Source organism: Micromonospora solifontis (assembly GCF_003725545.1).
In the GTDB taxonomy this organism is placed as follows: domain Bacteria; phylum Actinomycetota; class Actinomycetes; order Mycobacteriales; family Micromonosporaceae; genus Micromonospora; species Micromonospora solifontis.
The window spans coordinates 1-19,294 of sequence record NZ_RJLN01000007.1; the positions used below are offsets into that span (position 1 = coordinate 1).

12 protein-coding genes are annotated in these 19,294 nt (G+C 72.1%); 4 read left to right on the forward strand and 8 right to left on the reverse strand.

Features of this window, described 5'->3' with window-relative positions:
* Both EFE23_RS03985 and EFE23_RS03990 read left to right on the forward strand, forming a co-directional pair.
* On the forward strand, nucleotides 1-2,718 hold a 2,718-nt coding region (locus EFE23_RS03985; RefSeq protein WP_123239510.1), incomplete at its 5' end, for an SbcC/MukB-like Walker B domain-containing protein.
* A gap of 53 nt (nucleotides 2,719-2,771) precedes the next feature.
* On the forward strand, nucleotides 2,772-4,001 hold the full coding sequence (locus EFE23_RS03990) for a TIGR02679 family protein (RefSeq protein ID WP_233600851.1): 1,230 nt from the start codon (nucleotides 2,772-2,774) through the stop codon (nucleotides 3,999-4,001).
* 440 nt (nucleotides 4,002-4,441) lie between these two features.
* Here the strand turns inward: EFE23_RS03990 and EFE23_RS03995 are convergent, their stop codons facing one another.
* The 3 genes from EFE23_RS03995 to EFE23_RS04005 form a co-directional block, all read right to left on the reverse strand.
* Nucleotides 4,442-6,766, reverse strand: a complete 2,325-nt coding sequence (locus EFE23_RS03995) for a glycogen debranching protein (protein ID WP_199736913.1) — start codon at nucleotides 6,764-6,766, stop codon at nucleotides 4,442-4,444.
* Between the two features lie 11 nt (nucleotides 6,767-6,777).
* Complete coding sequence (locus EFE23_RS04000) at nucleotides 6,778-8,034, reverse strand: carbohydrate-binding module family 20 domain-containing protein (protein WP_123239512.1); 1,257 nt, start codon at nucleotides 8,032-8,034, stop codon at nucleotides 6,778-6,780.
* An 869-nt stretch (nucleotides 8,035-8,903) separates the two neighbouring features.
* Entirely contained in the window at nucleotides 8,904-10,298 is a 1,395-nt protein-coding gene (locus EFE23_RS04005) for a glycoside hydrolase family 6 protein (RefSeq protein ID WP_233600852.1), read from the reverse strand.
* 287 nt (nucleotides 10,299-10,585) lie between these two features.
* Here EFE23_RS04005 and EFE23_RS28415 point away from each other — a divergent pair, with 287 nt between their 5' ends.
* Entirely contained in the window at nucleotides 10,586-11,146 is a 561-nt protein-coding gene (locus EFE23_RS28415; RefSeq protein WP_199736914.1) for a hypothetical protein, read from the forward strand.
* 122 nt (nucleotides 11,147-11,268) lie between these two features.
* On the opposite strand, the gene iolD is transcribed toward EFE23_RS28415, so the two are convergent.
* From iolD to iolC, 3 genes are all read right to left on the reverse strand, one after another.
* Nucleotides 11,269-13,125: a 3D-(3,5/4)-trihydroxycyclohexane-1,2-dione acylhydrolase (decyclizing) gene (gene iolD / locus EFE23_RS04015; protein ID WP_123239513.1), complete on the reverse strand. Its 1,857-nt coding sequence runs from the start codon at nucleotides 13,123-13,125 to the stop codon at nucleotides 11,269-11,271.
* Complete coding sequence (gene iolB, locus EFE23_RS04020) at nucleotides 13,122-13,964, reverse strand: 5-deoxy-glucuronate isomerase (protein ID WP_123239514.1); 843 nt, start codon at nucleotides 13,962-13,964, stop codon at nucleotides 13,122-13,124. Before iolB ends, iolD begins: the two co-directional genes overlap by 4 nt.
* A gap of 92 nt (nucleotides 13,965-14,056) precedes the next feature.
* A complete protein-coding gene (gene iolC, locus EFE23_RS04025) occupies nucleotides 14,057-15,004 on the reverse strand; it encodes a 5-dehydro-2-deoxygluconokinase (RefSeq protein WP_123239515.1) in 948 nt (315 codons plus the stop codon).
* Between the two features lie 263 nt (nucleotides 15,005-15,267).
* Here iolC and EFE23_RS04030 point away from each other — a divergent pair, with 263 nt between their 5' ends.
* Entirely contained in the window at nucleotides 15,268-16,008 is a 741-nt protein-coding gene (locus tag EFE23_RS04030) for a GntR family transcriptional regulator (RefSeq protein ID WP_233600853.1), read from the forward strand.
* A gap of 36 nt (nucleotides 16,009-16,044) precedes the next feature.
* On the opposite strand, the gene EFE23_RS04035 is transcribed toward EFE23_RS04030, so the two are convergent.
* Complete coding sequence (locus tag EFE23_RS04035; RefSeq protein ID WP_123239517.1) at nucleotides 16,045-16,725, reverse strand: response regulator; 681 nt, start codon at nucleotides 16,723-16,725, stop codon at nucleotides 16,045-16,047.
* On the reverse strand, nucleotides 16,722-19,268 hold the full coding sequence (locus EFE23_RS04040) for a sensor histidine kinase (protein ID WP_123239518.1): 2,547 nt from the start codon (nucleotides 19,266-19,268) through the stop codon (nucleotides 16,722-16,724). The genes EFE23_RS04035 and EFE23_RS04040 overlap by 4 nt, the downstream gene beginning before the upstream one ends.
* Nucleotides 19,269-19,294: the final 26 nt, after the last annotated feature.

Sequence of the window (19,294 nt, forward strand, 5' to 3'; positions counted from 1 at the left end):
ACGCAAGCCCGCGCCCGGCTGCGCGCCCAGCTCGAGCAGTGGGCGCAGGGCAACGCCGGGCTGCTGGCCGACATCGCGCGCCCGGACCTGGCTGCCGGGCTGATTGCCGCCGTGGACGCCACCGGCGAGCCGGGCGCGCGGACCCTGCGCGAGGTGTACGCCGAGGCCACGGCCACCGCGGTGGCCCAGTGGCGGGACCGGCTCGCGGCGCTGGCGGCGCAGCGCGCGGCGCTGGCCGACCGGCGGGCCGAGGTGGCCGCCGAACGGGACCGGATCGCCGCCGAGCACGACGACGCGCCACCCGTCCCGGTGACCCGGCCAGCGCCACGCGCCGGCCGACCCGGCGCACCGCTGTGGCGGCTGGTCCGTTTCGCCGACGGGGTGACCGGCGCGGACGCGGCGGCCGTCGAGGCGGCGCTGCACGCGGCCGGGCTGCTGGACGCCTGGCTGCACCCCGACCCCGGAACGGCGACGACCGCGCTGGCCGGCGACGACCTCGACGGCTACCTGCTGCCGCTGCCGCCGCACCGGCGGCCCACCGGGGCCACCCTCGCCGACGTGCTGGCCCCTGAGGAACAAAACGACGTGCCCGCCGCGCGGATCACCGAGGTGCTCACCTCGGTGGCGCTTGCCGACGTGACCACGCCCGACGCCGCGCCGGTCACCATCGGCGTGGACGGCCGGTACGCCCAGGGCATCGTCGCCGGCCGATTCGCCAAGACCTCCTGCGAGTACATCGGCGCGACCGCCCGGGCCACCCGCCGCGCCGCCCGGGTCACCGAGTGCGAGCGGCTGCTGGCCGTCATCGACGCCGACCTCGGCGCGGTGGACCGCGACCGTGCGTCCGTCGAAGCACTGCTGGCGGCGGTGGACGCGGCCGCCGCGCAACTGCCGGCACCCGCACCGGTCCACACGGCGCTGCGCGAGCTGGACCGGGCCGCCGCGACGCTGCGCGCCCGGCAGGAGGCCAGCACGGCCGCCGCCGCCCGCCTCGACCAGGCCCTGGCCGAGCGGGCCGCCGCCGCGGCCGCGCTGCGCCGGAGCGCGGCAGAGCGGTCGCTTCCGGTCGACCGGCTCGACGACACCGCCGAAGCGGTGAGCCGCTTCGAGAAGGGCGGGGTACGCCTGGAGGGCGCACGGACAGCCGCCGCGCGTGCCGCCGAGCAGGAGGATCAGGCCCGGCAGCGGCACGACGAGGCAGTCGACCGGCTCACCGCCGCGGCGGAGACCGCACGCACGGCCCGTGCACGGCACCAGGAGAAGGCGGAGGCGTACCGGACGTTGCGCGACAGCGTGGGCGCCGACGCGGAACGGGTGCTGGCTGACGTGGCCCGAACCGTCGACGCGATCACCGAGGCGGAGCAGGCCGTCGAGCAGGCTCGCACCTCACTCGGCGCCGCCCGGGAGCGGCGGGTCGCCGCGCTGACCCGGGTAGAGCTGGGTGAGCAGGCCCTGGTTGCCGCCGTCGCCGAGGCGCAGCACGACGCCCAGCGGCTGCGCCCGTACGCCCAGCCGGACCTGCTGGGCCTGCTGCGCTGTCCCACCGACCTGCGCTGGCCGGCGCAGACCCCGGACGACGAACTGCATCCGCAGGTGGCAGCCCTGCACGAGGCGATCCTCACCGCCACCCGGGAGCTGAGCCCCACCGAGACATCGCTGAAGCAGAGCGCCACGCGGCTCACCAGCGCACTGACCGACCTGCAGGCGCAACTTCCCGCCGCCGGCCTCGACCACCGGCCCGAGTGGGACACCGACGACGGGGTGATCGTGGTCCGGGTCGCCGACGAGCAGGGCCTCACCCCCGTCGCCCACTTCGCCGACCGGATCACCCGCGAGCGCCGCGACCAGGAGCAACTGCTGACCGACTCCGAGCAGCGGGTGCTGGAGGACGCCCTGCTCGGGCAACTCGCCCGGCAGATCCACCACCGGACCATCGAGGCCCGCGACCTGGTCACGGCAATGGACAGCCAGATGCGCGCCCGGCGCATGTCTTCGGGGCTCACCGTCGGCGTCGGCTGGCGGCTCGCCGACGACCTCGACGCCGAGCAACGCGACGTGTGCAAGCTCCTCGAACGCGACCCGGCCCGGCTCGGGCCGGCCCAGCTCACCACCATGCGCCGGCACTTCGCCGCCCGGATCAAGGCGGCGCGGGCCGCCGCGCCCGAACGGCCCTACCGGGAACTGCTCGGCGACGTCCTCGACTACCGGCAGTGGCGGACGTTCGCGTTCACCCTGCACCGGCCCGGCGGCGGCACGGAGGCGCTGACCCGGGCCCGACACAGCCAGCTCTCCGGCGGCGAACAGTCGGTCTCCCTGCACCTGCCGCTGTTCGCCGCCGCCAACGCGCTGTTCGGCTCGGCGCGGCCCGACGCACCCCGGCTGCTCGGCCTCGACGAGGCGTTCGCCGGCGTGGACGACACCGGCCGGGGTGAGCTGATGGCGCTGGCGAAACAGTTCGACCTGGACCTGTTCATGACCGGCTACGACCTCTGGGCCACCCACCCGGCGGTCAGCGGCGCCGCCCACTACGACCTGTCCCACTCCGCCGTGGAACACGCCGTGTCCACCGTGCTGCTGGTCTGGGACGGCTCGACCAACATCGCCGACTTCGACGGAACCCTGGCCCGTGCGCTCGGCTCCCCGGAGACCCGCCGCGCCCCCGGTGGTCGTGGCGAACCCGAGCGGGCCGGCGTCCTGCTCGACCTCACAGACGAATGACAGACGGGCGCGGCCAACGGCCGTCGGACCGGTCCGCTGCACATCCGTCGCTCGTGCCGACCGGGCGGGATCGGTCGGGCGGTCCGGCGGATCTCGTCGAGCAGACCGGCTGGCGGCGATTGCTGGCGGCCGCCCGGCGCAGCCTGGAACGCAGCGGTGGCCGGCTCGACACCACCGTGACGCTTTCCACCCCCACGGACGACGAACGTCTCGTGATCATCGGCATCACCGGCACCCACCGCTCCGCCGCAGCGGCACGCCTCAGCATCCGACTCAGCGCGGTGGACGAGCACCTACGCGCCGCGCACGGAGTCGGCCTGATCGAAGTGCTCACCACGACAGCCCCGCTGCGCAACCGACCGTCCGACCTCAAACGCGAGGCGGTGGCCCGCGACGCCGTCCTCGCCGCGGCCCACGAGGGCCGGCACGCCGGCACCGCCTGGTACGCCGAATGGCTCGACGGCCTGCGCCGCGACGGCACCCTGACCCGCGTCGTCCGCACCGGACTGCCGTTCGAGGATGTGGTCCGCGTCCTGGACGCGCTGCCAGCGGCCGACGAGCCGATTCCGGTCTTCGCCGACCGGGTGCTGGACGACACGAAGGCCCTCGCCGAGGGGCCGCTGCGCGCGCTCGTCCTCCGTGCCGTCGCCGCCTGGCAGCAGGCGGCGCTCCCGGTCGACGGCGAGCAGGAACGGGCGTTGTGGGAATCGGTCGGTCTGGTCCCGGACGACCTCGCCAGCCAGGTGCTGGTGCTCAACGTACCGGCCGCCGGCGGCCTGGTCGGACGGTGGCTCACCGACGCCGCGCAGGCCGGCGTGCCGATCCGGGTCACCCTGCACCAACTGCGCCTGGCACCGCTCACACTGAACTGCGGCGAGGTCTATGTCTGCGAGAACCCCGCCGTGCTGCGCGCGGCCACCACCGCGCTAGGGGCCCAGGCCCCACCGCTGATCTGCACCGAAGGGGTGCCGTCGGTCGCCGTTCACACGCTGCTGTGCGCCGCTCAGGGGGCGGTGATCCGGTGGCGCAACGACTTCGACTGGACCGGCGTACGACTGACGGCGGCCGCTCTCCAGCGGTACCCGGGCGCGGTCCCGTGGCGGATGACCGCGGCGGACTACCTGCCGGCGGCGGGCACCGGCACGGCACTGCTCGGTACGCCCACCCGGACGCCGTGGGACGAGTCGCTGAGCGAGTCGATGCGGCGTACCGGCCGAGCGGTGATGGAGGAACGGCTGCTCGACCGGCTCATCGCCGACCTACGCACGGCCGGAGCCGGGTAACGGCTGGCGGGCGTTGACCAACTCGCTGAATGCCGCGGGTCGAACGCCGCAGGCCCTCGTATCGAACACGGGTGTCGCTGCGGCGGTCGGACGGTCGGCGGCGTAGGCGGTCGCGGTGGTGGCGGCCTCGTGGGCACCCCACGTCACAACGATCCGCCGAGCAGGAGCCCGAGTCGCAGCGCGACCCGCGCCCACCGCCCGCCCCGCCGACTCATCCCCGCTCATGTGTTGCTCCTGTCGGTTCGCTCGCTCAGTTGGATGGAGCGGAAGGGCGCACCGATTGCTGACAGGCGCTGCGTGCGACACGGGGCACAGGTGGCAACGGTGGTGACTGATCGCCGACCAGCCCGTGTCCCGTCAGGAGGGGCCCGGATGGTGACAGGCCGGGGTCCTGACGGGACGCGGGGAGTTGGTTGGTGGAGCGTGACCGGCGGACCGGCCTACCTGGCGATGAGCAGTAGCAGGCTGCGCGCGCGGAGGATGTAGGTGGTGGAGGTGCCGCCGATGAGTGCCTCGCTGCCGGGGCTGGCGACCTGGTTGGGTCCTTCGGCCCAGGTGGAGGTGTCGGTCACGCGGTACCACTGTTTGCCTGCTGGAGGTGCGGGCAGGGTGAAGGTGACGTCGCCGGACCAGCCGTTGTAGGCGATGTAGATGCCTGACGCGGGGTCGCCGAACTCGCTGCCGTCGATGCGCCAGGCCAGCGCGTGGTTGTCCGCGCTGCCCCAGTACGCCCCGTCTGGCGCTGCGCCCGCCGGGGTGAACCATTCGACCTGGCCGAGGCCGTTGCCGTTGGTGTCGGCGGCGGTGTAGAAGTTCGCCGGCCGCAGGGCGGGGTGCGCTTTGCGGAAGGCGGCCAGCCGGTTGGTGAAGGTGTAGAAGTCGGTCTGGTTGGTGTCGGGGGCCCAGGCCAGCCAGTTGGCGCTGGAGTCGAGGTTGTACGGGTTGTTGTTGCAGTTGACGCCGCGCAGGTATTCGTCGCCGCCGGTCATCATCGGGGTGCCTGCGGACAGCATGAGGAACGCCTGACCGTTGCGGGCCGCCTTGCGCTGGTCGGCGGCGACACCGCCCTGGTTCCAGGAGATGTTGTCGTCGGAGCCGCCGTCGGACGGTCCGTACGGCCAGGGTTGGTTGTTGTTCTTGCTGTTGCAGGTGTAGAGGTCCTTCAGAGTGAACCCGTCGTGGGCGACCATGAAGTTGACCGAGTTCCATGGGCGCCTGCCGTCGTCGCCGTAGAGGTCGGACGAGCCGGCGAAACGGTTGGCGAGGTCGGCCGGGGTGACCGCGTCGACGCCCATCTTGTTCTGGTCGCGGCGCAGGGTGTCGCGGTAGATGCCGTTCCACTCCGACCAGCCGGCGGGGAAGTTGCCGACCTGATAGCTGTTGCCGCCGATGGCCCAGGGCTCGGCGATCCAATCGACACCGGCACCGCCGCCGGCCGCGCGGGCGGGCATCTCCGCGACGAGGCGGTTAAGCGCGGTGCTGGTGTTGATGCGGTTGTAGTTGAAGCATCCGTGCTGGCAGGTGTTGCCCAGCACGGACGCCAGGTCGAACCGGAACCCGTCAACGCCGAGCGTGTTCTTCCAGTAGGCGACGGAGTCGACGATGAGGTTCTGCCCGACGGGGTTGAAGGTGTTGTAGTTGCCGCCGACCCCGGTGTTGTCCCACGGGCTCTGCCGGTCGCTGGTCAACGAGTAGTAGGTGGGGTTGTCCAGGCCGCGCCAGGAGAAGATGTTGTAGGTGTTCTTGTCGCCCTGTGGCCCGTCCTCGCCGGTGTGGTTGTAGACGACGTCGACGAGCACCTTGATGCCGGCGTCGTGGAACGCCTTGACCATGGCCTTGAACTCGGCCGTCGGGCCGCCGGGAGACTTGTCGTAGGCGTAGCGCCGGTCGGGGGCGAAGTAGTTGAGCGTCAGGTAGCCCCAGTAGTTGTCGCCGGCGGTGCTGGTGGGGTTGACGTCGTTGGTGTCGTTCTGCGTCTCCTGCACGGGCAGGAACTCCACCGCCGTCACGCCGAGCGACGCCAGGTAGGCGGCCTTGAGCCCGGCACCCTTGTACGTGCCCCGGTACGCCGAGGAGACCGCGGTGTCGTTCTTCGTCAACCCGCGCACGTGCACCTCGTACACGATGTCGTCCTTGAACGCGCGGGTGGGCTTCGTGCCGAACCCGCCGGCCGCCGGGGTGAACACGATGCCCTTGGGCGCGAAGGTGCCCGTGTCGACGGCGCGGTTGGCTCCGGAGCGGTAGCCGCTCAGGTCGGTGTGGCTCGGCGTCTGCGGATCGTGGCTGATCTCGCGAGCGTACGGGTCGACGAGCAGCTTGTTGGGGTTGAACCTGTTGCCGGCGGAGTCGACGTCGGCGATGAAGCCGGCGGTGGACCCCTTCGTCCAGCCAGCGTTGTAGGGCCAGTTCGGCCCCCAGGCGCGGTATCCGTAGTAGACGGTGCCGGTGATGCCGTAGCTGCTCAGCTCGGTCACACTGACCGTCTTGGCGAAGATGTCGCTGGTCTCGGTCAGCACGTAGCTGACCTTCTCCTGGGCGCCGGTGGCGGCGCTGTAGAGGTACAACGCGATGCGGGTGGCTCCCGCGGAGTAGACCCGGAACGTGATGTTGGAGGCTGTCCCGTCGTATCGTGCGCCGAGACTCTGCGTATCGATGCCGGCCTGCGCTGGCGTTGCCGTCAACGGGTTCGCGGCGAGGACGCCGGCCAGGGTGACCAGCATGGTGATGGTGAGGGCGACGCGCGCCCAGAATCGGTATGTCTTCACGGCCGGGTTCCTCAGCTTCGCCAGACGTCGTTGAAGGTCACGGTGCAGGAGCCGGTGGTGGAGTGGACCCGATTCGCGCCGGTCTCCCAGATCACGTAGCCCGATTCGTTTTTCTTGATGTACTTGTATTCGAAGGTGACGTCGGGCGGGAGCTGCACGGTGCCCCGCCAGATCGGGTAGGTGGCGGCGGACAACGCCACACCGCTGCTGGTGTTCCAGTTGCCGAGTTCCGGCCGGTTGCCGACGACGAAGATGTTCTCGCCCCAGACGGTCTGCGCGTCGACCGCGAAGCTCACCGCGACCGTGCCGCAGCCGCTGCCACCGCCGGACATCTGCGCGCCGATGTGCAGCGCCAGCATGCCCCCCGCCGGCACGGTTGCGGTGAACTGGCCGGACGAGCTGACGATGTAGGCCGCGCCGGTGCAGGTCGTGCCGTTGACGTCGCCGTTGGCGATGTCGCAGTACGTCCCGGCGGGCAGGCTCGTCTGGAAGGTCCGGGTCAGCGGGCCGCCGTCGCGGTTGAAGACGACGTACCCCTTGGCGTCGCGGCCGAAGGCGATCTGGCTGGAGCCGTTGCTCCACCAGTTGCTCACGCCCGTGCCGGCGACGGCGTTACGGAACCCGACCAGGTTCGCGGTGGTCCGCCAGCGGTGCTCGCAGACCCAGCCGTTGCCGCAGCTGACCTGGGTGGCACCGTCCTTGTAGGTGAGCCGGGCGCGGCCGTTGCGCTGGGTGTCGTGGTTGTCGACGAATGCGACCGCCTGGGCGGAGCTCAGCAGCATCGAGTTGGCCAGGTTGTTGAGGTTGGCGAGGTTGCCGCGCACGGACGCCGACTCGGTCTTCAGGTCGGCCAGGTCCACCAGTTCGCAGTTCTGCACCTCCCACCGGTCGGTCCAGCTGCGGATGTCGTCGTAGCCGTAGGGCACGGTGGGGTAGCTGTAGTGGGTGTAGATCGAGCCGGCGCTGCCCGGGCCGGTGGACGCCCCGCCGGCCGTGTGGTTGACGACCGCGTCGACGTACACCTTCACGCCCGCGCCGTGCCAGGTTTGCACCATGGCGGCGAAGGCCGCCCGGTCGCCACGCCGCGACACCAGCTGGTAGCTGACGGGCTGATAGTCCTGCCACCACGGGTAGTTCTGGCCCGGCAGGACGACGTGTTCCTGCGGTGGGGAGACCTGGACTCCGCCGAAGCCCTTGGGGCCCAGGACGTTGGTGCACTCGCTGGCCACTGACGACCAGGGCAACGTGGAGCGGATCCGATGATGCATTGTGAGGACCTCCTCGCGAGGGACGGGGGAGTGGTGCGAGGGGCGCCGAGCAGGCGGGCCCTGCCCGCTCGGCCGTGTCGATCAATGCAAGTCCTTGCAATGTTTTCAATAAGCTAACACCTCGTTACATCGACGTGAAGACGTTGAACAAACCGCGAACCGATGCGCCGCAGCTGGCCCGCTCCGGCGGCAAATGCCGGGAAGGGCAACGCCAACCACCTGGCGTCGAGTGACAGTCATTGCCGCGGTAGCCGCCATCGGCTGGCGGCCTCGCATGCATGGCCGGCTTGGGTTGGCGGATCACTGCCAACCGCTTTCACATCTTGCACCGGGATTTCCCAAGGTCGAACTCGGCGTGGACGCCGAAGCCGATTCGCGGAGTGGCGCCGCGAACTGCTCGACGACGAGGAAGGATGACTCGGCTCCCGACTCGCGCCAGCGTTAAGCCTGCACCCGCAGGATCCCACAACGTTTCAGCTGATCTTCGGCAAGCGATCGCAGCGAGCCCACGAAGCGACCGGCGCGCAACGGGGAAGATTGAAGGCCGCAGGTCGTCAGCCTGTGGACACCGGCAGAGCGTCGTCTGAGGAAACCGTTGCTCTATCCTTGCGCTACGAGGGCGCGAGCGGCCAGTCTCGCGACCTGGGGTTCACCGGGGGTGGCAGGGAGTGACCTGCGTTCGCCCACGTCACCCGGACCACCGTTGGCCCAGCCCAGGACCACACCCGGAGTCTCCGGGTGACTCCGGCAGGTGGTGACATTCGCTCACCCGTCATTCCGGCGCCGACCGGTCCGGCCCGTACCGAACAACGGGGACGGGCCCGGCGCGGAGAGTGGTCCTCCGCGCCGGGCCGCGTCGTCGGATGGGGTCAGCCAGCCGTGCAGGTGGCCGTCGCGCCCGGGCCGGTGCCGGTGCCCTGGAAGCCGAAGTTGGTCGACTGCCCGGCGCCGACGTGCCCGTTGTAGCTCACGTTGGTGAACCGGACGGTTCCGCTGGTGCCGCTGGCCTGGGCGTTCCAGGTGCCGGTGACCGCGGCGCCGCTGGGCAGCGTGATGGTCACGGTCCAGCCGTTGATGTCCGCAGAGCCGGCGGTGACCGTCACGCTCGTGGTGAAGCCGCCGGACCACTGGTTGAGCGCCACCGACGCGGAGCAGCCGTTACCGGTCGGCGGCGGCGTGGTGGTGGGGGGAGCCGTGGTCGGCGGCGCGGTCGTCGGCGGGGCCGTGGTCGGCGGAGCGGTGGTCGGGGACCCGGTCGTCGGCGGCGCGGTGGTGGGCGGGTTGGGCGCGCCGTTGGCCAGGCTGTAGGCCAGGTCGGGCTGGAACGAACCGGCCGTGTAGCGGCAGCCGTCCGCCTCCCCCGGCGGCTTCACCCAGAGGTACGCGTCGATGTTGCTGTCGCCGGTGTTGGTCGTCGGGTACATCCCGATGCGCCGGTCGGTGTTGTCGTCGGCGCACCAGTCCCCGCTGGCACCCCCGTTGCGGCTGGTGTCGATGATCTGGCGCTTGCCGGGGATGCCCATGCCGGCGAGGGCGGAGATGACCGCCCGGCCGAAGTTCGCCTCACCCGAGGTGGAGTTGAAGTTCGACACGTTGGTGAAGAAGCCGTCGGCGTACTGCACGCCGGCCGCCCGGAGCCGGTTGGCCTGCTCGCTTGCGCTGTTCCAGGTGGAGTGGCCGCCGTCGAGGTACACCTTGGCGTTGGGGTTGGCCGACTTGATGGTCTGGGTGGCCGTCGTGAGCGCCTGGTTACGCGCGCTGATCTCGCTGCCGCTCAGGCACGTCTGCAGGGCGAGCGAGTCGGTTTCCAGGATGATGATGACGGTCTGGTTGCCCAGCCCCCGGGCGAAGTTGGACACCCAGGTCTGGTACTGGTTGAGGTCCGGCGCCCCACCCGCGCTGGCCCCGCCGCAATCCCGGTTGGTGATCTCGTACACCGAAAGCACCGGGATCTGCTGCGCCGCGTTGGCGGCGCCGACGAACCCGGAGACCTCGGACTGCACCGTCGACGGGTTGAAGTTGGCGAACCAGCGGGCCTGCGGCTGACTCGCGATCTTGTCGCGGATCACGGCGGCACGCGAGTCGCCGGGGTTGGCGGCGACCCAGCGGACGACGGCCGAATTCGGGTCGCGGTAGAGCGACCCGGACAGCGTGCCGGCGGAAGCGCTGCCGACGGCGAGGCAGACGCCGACGACGGTGGCGCCCGCGACGGCCGCCACGCTGGTGGCCGCCGATCTGCGGCGGAGCGAGGAGAGGGTAGCCACGACGTGTTGCCTCCTGATCACATAGATGTTTCTACATGGGAGCGTTCCCATGGACGGTAGCGGAGGTGCGCCCCGCTGCCAAGATGTGAAGATTTTGAGGGCTGGTCCGTCGTCGTTGTCGCGGCTCAGGTCCGCCGGGTCGAGGAAGACGACCCCGTCGCCGTACCGCTCGCCCCAGACGAGGTCGCTGCTGGATTCCACCTTCTTCCGCTCGGCCTGACCGCGGACCCGTCCGCGACCGGTCTGATTTCCCCGCCAACCGTCGCTGGCACGGCTTGAATAGCGGTGTGCAGGTCAGCAGGGACGGGCGGAGTTGGCGCATCGGCGCCGCCGCCGACGTGGAATGGATCGCCGGTCACACCACTGCCGGCGTCTCGATCGCCACCGCCATCCCGCCGGTCTTCGACGCCTACGCCACCACGTACCAGGCCGACGAGGTCACCGCCGCCGCCTACGAGCACGCCCTGGTCGAAGACCTCAGCACGCACACCCCCGACCAGCCCTGGTGGCTGGCTTACCTCGACACCGGCGCCCACGACGTCGTCTTCCCCCACGCCCCCCGGGTGTCGCTCTACTGGAACTGGCCGTACGTGCTGGTCGAGGCCGGCCCGGCGCAAGCCCTCACCTGGCGCACCGGTGGTCACCTGCGCCACGCCCACGGAGCGCTACCCGACCTGTTCTTCCCCGCCGACCGGTCATGGCTGGTCTCCGCACTCTGGGACGACACCTGGACCTGCGTCGGCGGTCCGGCAGCATTGATTGACGCCCTTGAACGCGACCCCCTGGCCAACGCCCGCCGGGTCCGGCCCGGTGAAGACGCGCTGCCACCCGGGTTGACCCGCGAGTGACGACGGCCGCCCGCCGGTGATTCCGAACCGCGCCGGAGACGACACCGATCTGCCCGGTCGACGGCCGCAAATCGAAACTGGACGGATCGCCGGCCGGTGAGGCCGAGCTCGCGCCACCGGACTCACCAGTGGCCGCGCTGCGTCGCCTTGCCGGCGGCGTACGCGCGCTGCGCGGCGGCCAGGCCCGGGGTGCTGCCCGCCTGCGCGACCGGCACGTCCCACCAGGCGTCGGAGGACGGGCCGGGATCGCCGGTCAGCGGGGTACGCACGTAGACCACCGTGGTGGCACTGGCGGCAGCGGCCTTCGCCAGCGCCGCCCGCAGCTCGGTCAGGGTCTCCGCGGTGAGCACCTGCGCGCCGAGACTGGCCGCGTTGGCGGCCAGGTCGACCGGTAGGTCGGGGCCGTCCAGCAGGCCACTCTCCGGATCCCGGGCCCGGTACGCGGTGCCGAACCGCCCCGCGCCGACGTGTTCGGACAGCGCGCCGATGGACGCGTACCCGCGGTTGTCCACCAGCACCACGGTCAGCTTCACCCCCTCGGCCACGGCGGTCGCCAGCTCCTGCGCCATCATCAGGTAGGACCCGTCGCCGACGAGCACGAACACCTCGGCGTCCGGCGCGGCCAGCCGCACGCCGAGGCCACCCGCGATCTCGTAGCCCATGCACGAGTAGCCGTACTCCACGTGGTACTGGCCGGGCCCCGCGGCCCGCCACTGCCGGTGCAGGTCGCCCGGCATCGAGCCGGCGGCGCACACCACCACGTCCGACGGCCGTGCGGCGTCGTTGACCGCGCCCAGCACCTGCGCCTGGGTCAGCGGCCCCCCGGTGGCCGCCCGCGCGGCGTCGACCGCCGCGTCCCAGGAGGCGACGAGGTCGGCGGTCCGCTGCCGCCGCGCCGACGGCAGCGTCCAGCCGTCGAGTTCCCGGGCCAGCTCGCGCAGCCCCTCCCGGGCGTCGCCGGTGAGCGCGACGCCGCCGAGCTTCGCGGCGTCGAAGGCGGCCACGTTGAGGTTGACGAAACGGACGTCCGGGTCGGCGAAGATGGTGCGCGACGCCGTGGTGAAGTCGCTGTAGCGGGTGCCGATGCCGACCACCACGTCAGCCTCCCGGGCGAGGGCGTTCGCCGCGGTGGAGCCGGTGGCGCCCAGCGGGCCCGCCGCGCACGGGTGCCCGTGCGGCAGCGACCCCTTGCCCGCCTGGGTCTCCGCGACGGGGATGCCGGTGGCCGCGGCGAAGTCGGCCAGCGCCTCGGCGGCGCCGCTGTAGCCGACCCCACCGCCGGCCACGATCAGCGGCCGACGGGCCGAGCGCAGCAAATCCGCGGCCCGTTCCAGCGCCGCCCGGTCCGGACGCGGCCGGGCGATGTGCCAGACCCGCGGCGCGAAGAGCTCGTCCGGGAAGTCGTACACCTCGGCCTGCACGTCCTGGGGCAGCGCCAGGGTCACCGCCCCGGTCTCGGCCGGGTCGGTGAGCACCCGCGCGGCCGCCAGCAGGGCGGCGGGCAACTGCTCGGGGCGGTAGATCCGGTCCCAGTACCGGCTGACCGGCCGCAGCGTGTCGTTCACCGAGACGTCGAGGGAGCGGGGGTCCTCCAACTCCTGCAGGACCGGGTTGGCCACCCGGGTGGCGAACACGTCCCCGGGCAGCAGCAGCACCGGCAGCCGGTTGACCGTCGCCAGGGCGGCGCCGGTGACCAGGTTCGTGGCGCCGGGGCCGATGGAGGTGGTGCAGGCGTAGGTGGAGGCGCGCAGCCGGGTGCGCGCGTAGCCGGCGGCGGTGTGCACCATCGCCTGCTCGTTGCGCGCCTGGAAGTACGGCATCCGGGCCCCCGCCTGCAGCAGCGCCTGGCCGAGTCCGGCCACGTTGCCGTGGCCGAAGATGCCGAAGCAGCCCGCGATCAGCCGCTGCCGTACGCCGTCCCGCTCGGTCTCCTGCTCGGCCAGGAACGCCACGACGGCCTGGGCCACCGTCATCCTCATCGGGTCCTCCCCCTGTGCGAGGTCATCGGTACGCGCTCGTCGGGCCGCTGCGCCTGCCAGGACGCGCGTACCCAGTGGTGGGCCGGGTCGTCGCGGCAGGCCATGGTCCGCTCGGGTGCCGGCCCGGCCAGCACGTTCAGGTAGTAGAGGTCGTAACCGGGGGCGGCGATGGACGGGCCGTGGTAGCCGTCGGGCACCAGCACCACGTCGCCCGCGCCGACCTCCGCGAGCACCTCGGTGCTGCCGTAGACGCGCTGGTACGCCAGCCCGTCGGTCTCGAAGTAGTAGATCTCCTCCAGCTCCGCCTCGCCGTCCCCGGCGATGTCGTGCTTGTGCGGCGGGTAGCTGGACCAGTTCCCGCCCGGCGTCAGCAGTTCCACGGCGACCAGCCGGTCACACTCGAACGCCTCCGGCGCGCAGAAGTTGTTGACCTGTCGGGTGGCCGGGCCGGCGCCGCGCACCTCCACCGGCACCCGCTCGGCGGGGCCGTACCGGGCGGGCAGCCGGCGGGTCGCCCGCGCCGCCGGCAGCGCGCAGCGCATCCCGGTGTCGGTGCTGATCGTGACGGTGTGGCCGATCGGCAGGTAGACGAAGTCGGTCACCCGGTCGAAGACGCTGGCCCGCCCGTCGAGGGTGAACGTCTGCCCACCGCAGCGCACCCGTCCGCCGCCGGCCAGCGGGAGCACCAGCTGCTCGAACCCGCCGGTCTCGAAGGTGATCTCACCGCCGGCGGGCAACTCGTGCACCCGCAGCCCGCAGTAGCGCCAGCCGGCCCGCTCCGGCGTGATCTCGACCGGGCAGCCGTCGCCGCCACCCGCTGTTCCCGCTGGGAGGTACATGGCTCACCCCAGCAGCGCGGCGGCCGCGTCCACGGCACCCGCCACGCCGTCGTCCGGCGGGTACCGCAGCGCCCGCGTCGCGTACTCGATGGTCACGGCACCTCTCCCGTCAATTGGTACACCTCGTCGGCGGTGGGCATCGCAGCCGAGCAGGCCAGCCGCGCGGCCACGTACGCGCCGGCGCCGTTGGCGAAGCGCAGGGTCCGCTCCAGCGGCCAGCCGGCGAGCAGTCCGTGGCAGAGCGCGCCGCCGAAGGCGTCGCCCGCGCCGAGCCCGTTCACCACCTCGACCGGCACCGGGGGCACGACCACCCGGTTGCCGGCGGAGTCTTTGGCCAGGACGCCGGCCGGGCCCTGCTTGACGACCGCCAGCCGTACGCCGAGGGCGAGCAGGGCGTCGGCGGCCGCTTCGGGCTCGGTCTCGCCGGTCGCGACCGCGCACTCCTCGCGGTTGCCCACCGCGACGCTCACCCGGCCGCTGGCGAGCGCCGCCCGCACCTCCGCCTCGGCCTGTCCCGGCTCGGCCCACAGCATCGGCCGGTAGTCCAGGTCGAGCACGGTTTCCCCGCCGCGCCGCAGGTCGAGCACGGCGTGGTGCGCGGCCCGGCTCGGCTGGGCGGACAGGCCCGTCCCGGTCAGCCATACCAGGCGGGCGGCCGCCAGCGCGTCCTGATCCAGCTCCTCGGGACGGATGTGCAGGTCCGGGGCCTTCGGGGCGCGGTAGAAGTAGATCGGGAAGTCGTCCGGCGGGAAGATCTCGCAGAACGTCACGGGGGTCGGCAGGCCGGGCACCGCGGTGACGTACACGTCGTCGACGTGGTAGTCGGACAGGGCCCGGTGCACGTAGTCACCGAACGGGTCGGCGCCGGTGCGGGTGACGACGGCGACCCGCCGCCCCAGCCGCGCCGCGGCGACCGCGACATTGGTCGCGCTACCACCGAGAAACCGGGCGAACGTGTCCACCTCGGACAGTGGCACGCCGGAGCGCAGCGGGTAGAGGTCGATGCCCACCCGCCCCATCGTGATCACGTCGTACCTCATCAGTCCCCCCGACCGGCCGGGATCGGCAGGTCGGCGCGCGGGTCGGCGGTGTGCGCCGCGCCGATCCTGCCGGCGTCGAGCCACGCTGTCCGCATCGAGGAACACCTCCGGGCGGTTGTGCCGAACCGCGGCGAGCACGGGAAAGGCGAAAGAGAGACGTGGCTAGATTGTTAGTCGGCAGCCATTCGCCCTGTCAAGCGTTTGTAATGACATTATTACTGCTGGTAAGGTGGCCGCACCGTGACCGAACTGCGAGGATCACCTTGACCAGGCCCCTGCCGATCACCCTCGATCGATCGAGCCCCATCCCCCTCTATTTCCAGGTCGCCCAGCAGATCGAGGCCCTCATCGATCGCGGCGAGCTGCCGCCCGGCTCGCGGCTGGACAACGAGATACTGCTCGCCGACCAGACCGGCCTGTCCCGGCCGACGATGCGCCAGGCCATCCAGCACCTGGTCGACAAGGGCCTGCTGGTGCGCAAGCGCGGCGTGGGCACGCAGGTCGTGCACGGCGTGGTCAAGCGACCGGTCGAGCTGAGCAGCCTGTACGACGACCTGAGCCGCAGCAATCAACGACCCGGCACGAAGGTGCTGGCGGTGGAGACCGGGCCCTGCGACGACACGATCGCCGCCGCGCTGCGCCTGGCCCCCGGCACCGAGGTGGTGCACCTGCGACGACTGCGCTTCGCGCAGGGGGAGCCGCTGGCCATCATGCAGAACTGGCTGCCCACTGACCTGACCGAGTTGACCGCCGAACGCCTGGAGGAACGCGGGCTGTACGAGCTGCTGCGCGGGGTCGGGGTGCACATGCGGGTGGCCAACCAGCTCATCGGCGCCCGCGCGGCCACCCTCGCCGAGGGTCGGCTGCTCAACGAGCGCCGGGGGGCGCCGCTGCTCACCATGACCCGCACCACGTACGACGACAACGGCCGGGCGGTGGAGCACGGTTCGCACGTCTACCGGCCGGCGCTCTACAGCTTCGAGATCGCCCTCGTGGAACGTTGACCAGCCGTCCGTGATCGCTCGTCGGAGCCGTGGGCGTCAGGGGCGGTAGCGGTAGCCCATCCCGGGCTCGGTGATCAGATGCCGGGGGCGGGCCGGATCGTCCTCCAGCTTGCGCCGGAGCTGGGCCATGTACTGCCGCAGGTAGTTGGTCTCGTGCTGGTACTCCGGTCCCCACACGTCGCGTAACAACTGCCGTTGGCTGACCAGCTTGCCCGGGTTGCGCAGCAGCTTCTCCAGCATCGCCCACTGGGTCGGGGTGAGCTTGACCTCGGTGCCGTCGTCCCGGGTGACCGTGCGGTCGGCCAGGTCGACGGTGTGTGCGCCGATCCGCAGCGCAGGGAAGGCCGGAGTGGCGCCGCCGAGCCGCCGGGTGACCGCCCGGATCCGGGCCAGCAGCTCGTCGACGCCGAACGGTTTGGTGACGTAGTCGTCGGCACCGGCGTCCAGGGCGGAGACCTTGTCCTCGCTGCCGGCCCGGCCGGAGAGCACGATGATCGGCACGCTGGTCCAGCCGCGCAGCCCCCGGATCACCTCGACACCGTCCAGGTCGGGCAGGCCGAGGTCGAGCACCACCAGGTCGGGCGGGTGAGCGGCGGCGGCCTTGAGCGCGGCGGTGCCCGTCTCGGCGACCTGAACGTCGTAGCCCCGAGCGCGCAGGTTGATCCGGAGCGCGCGGAGAATCTGCGGCTCGTCGTCGACCACCAGGATCCGGGTCATCCGCGAGCCCCTTCCGAACCCTCGGCGGCGGGCAGCCGCAGCACCATGGTCAGCCCACCACCCGGGGTGGTCTCGGGGGTGATGCTGCCACCCATCGCCTCGGCCAGCCCTCGGGACAGCGCCAGCCCCAGCCCGACGCCCGTCTGGTTGTCCCGGTCGCCGAGGCGCTGGAAGGGCAGGAAGACGTGCTCCCACTGGTCCGCCGGAATGCCCGGACCGCTGTCAATTACCCGGAGCTCCACCTGCCCGGCGTGCGCGCTGGCGGTGATCGTCGGGGGCTGACCGGGCGGGCTGTGGCGCAGGGCGTTGGCCACGATGTTGACCAGCACCCGCTCCAGCAGGCCGGGGTCGGCAAGCGCTGCCGGCAGGTTGGCGGGAATGTCGGTGGTGACGTCCAGGGCGGCCGCGCCGAGCTCGTCCAGGGCCAGGGGTACGGCGTCCTCCAACCCGATCGGGGTCGTGGCGACACCGAGCGCGCCGGCCTGGAGGCGGCTCATGTCGAGCAGGTTCGCCACCAGCCGGTGCAGCCGGTCGAGGGACTCGTCGGCGGTGGCCAGCAGTTCCTCCCGGTCATCGGCGTCGAATTCGATGTCGTGGCTGCGCAGGCTGGACACGGCCGCCTTGGCCGAGGCGAGCGGCGTACGCAGGTCGTGGCTGACCGCGGCGAGCAGCGCGGTGCGCATCCGGTCGGCCTCGGCGAGCGGCCGGGCCGCAGCGGCCTCCGCGGCGAGCCGTTCCTGCCGCAGCGCGACGGCGGCCTGCGCGGCGAACGCCTCGACCACCCGCCGGTCGGCGGCTTCGAGGCGCCGTCCGGCGAGCACCACGGTGAGCCGGTCGTCCACCGGGACGGCTGTCTCTCCCGCGCTGGGGCTGCACGGCGGTGCCTCGCCGACGCTGGCGACCACCCGCCAGGCGGCCTCCTCCTGTGCCCGGCCTGGGCGGCCCTGCGCCTCGGCGGTGAGTTCGAGGACGCTGACCGCACGCAGCGCGAAGGTCTCCCGCAGCCGATCCAGGAGCGCCGGCAGGGGTCGTTCGCCGCGCAGCACGCCGCCGGCGACAGTGGCCATGGTCTGTGCGTCGGCGGAGGCCCGGGCCGCCTCCCGGGTACGCCGGGCGGCCACGTCGACCACCCAGCTCACCGCGACCGCGACGCCGACGAATACGCCGAGCGCGAGCAGATTCTCCGCCTCGGCGATGGTGAGCGTGTAGAAGGGCGGGGTGAAGAACCAGTTCAGCAGCAGGGAGCCGCCGAGCGCGGCGACCAGCGCCGGCCACATGCCACCGACCAGCGCGACGCCGACCACGCCGGCGAGGAAGAGCAGGATGTCGCTGGTCAGGGTGAGGCCGGGCAGCACCTTCAGCAGCGCGGTCAGCGCTGGCATGCCGAGACAGGCGAGGGCGAACCCGAGCAGGCGCCGCCGCCGCGACAGCGCCGCGGGCACCGCGGTGCCGCGCCGGCCGCGCCCGGCCTCGGCGTGGGTGACCAGGTGTACGTCGATGGGCCCGGACAGGGCGGTGGTGGTGACGCCGACACCCGGGGAGAAGAGCTGCGCGAACCGGCCGCGGCGGCTCGCGCCGAGCACGAGTTGCGTGGCGTTGACTCCCCGCGCGAAGTCCAGCAGCGCCGCTGGGATGTCGGCACCGAGCACCTGGTGGTACGTGCCGCCGAGGCTCTCCACCAGCACCCGCTGCCGGGCCAGTTGGGCCGGGTCGGCGCCGGCCAGGCCGTCGCTGCGGGCCACGTGCACGGCGAGCAGGTCGGCGCCCTTGCTGCGGGCGGCGATTCGGGCCGCCCGCCGGACCAGGGTCTCACCCTCGGGCCCGCCGGTCAGGGCGACGACGACCCGTTCCCGGGCCTCCCAGGTGGCGGAGATGCCCTGCTGGGCCCGGTAGGTGTCGAGCTGCTCGTCGACCTTGTCGGCCAGCCAGAGCAGGGCTAGCTCACGCAGGGCGGTGAGGTTGCCGACCCGGAAGTAGTTGCCGAGTGCGGCGTCGATCTTGTCCGGGCGGTAGATGTTGCCGTGGGCCATCCGGCGACGCAGGGCCTCCGGGGTCATGTCGACCAGCTCGACCTGCTCGGCGGCGCGGACCACCTGGTCCGGCAGGGTCTCCCGTTGGGTGGTGCCGGTGATCTGGGCGACGACGTCGTTGAGCGATTCCAGGTGCTGGATGTTGACCGTGGTCAGCACGCTGATCCCGGCGTCGAGCAACTGCTGGACGTCCTGCCAGCGCTTGTCATTGCGGGAGCCGGGCACGTTGGTGTGCGCGAGTTCGTCGACCACGGCGACCTCGGGGCGGCGGGCCAGGACCGCGTCGAGGTCCATCTCGGTGAAGAGAGCGCCCCGGTAGGTGACGCTGCGTCGGGGCACCACTTCCAGGTCGTCGATCATTGCGGCGGTGTGCGGTCGGCCGTGGGTCTCGACCAGGCCGATCACCACGTCGGTGCCGCGCTCGGCGCGCCGCTGGGCCTCCTCCAGCATGGCGTACGTCTTGCCCACGCCGGGGGCGGCCCCGAGGTAGATGCGGAGCTCTCCCCTTGGCACGGAAACATCCTCCCTGATTCCCGGGG

What these genes read in the sequence shown, in the direction of transcription:
- EFE23_RS04000 (WP_123239512.1), bottom strand. Translation starts at nt 8,034, where the DNA reads ATGCATCATCGGATCCGCTCCACGTTGCCCTGGTCGTCAGTGGCCAGC.
- iolD (WP_123239513.1), bottom strand. Translation starts at nt 13,125, where the DNA reads ATGAGGATGACGGTGGCCCAGGCCGTCGTGGCGTTCCTGGCCGAGCAG.
- iolB (WP_123239514.1), bottom strand. Translation starts at nt 13,964, where the DNA reads ATGTACCTCCCAGCGGGAACAGCGGGTGGCGGCGACGGCTGCCCGGTC.
- iolC (WP_123239515.1), bottom strand. Translation starts at nt 15,004, where the DNA reads ATGAGGTACGACGTGATCACGATGGGGCGGGTGGGCATCGACCTCTAC.
- EFE23_RS04035 (WP_123239517.1), bottom strand. Translation starts at nt 16,725, where the DNA reads ATGACCCGGATCCTGGTGGTCGACGACGAGCCGCAGATTCTCCGCGCG.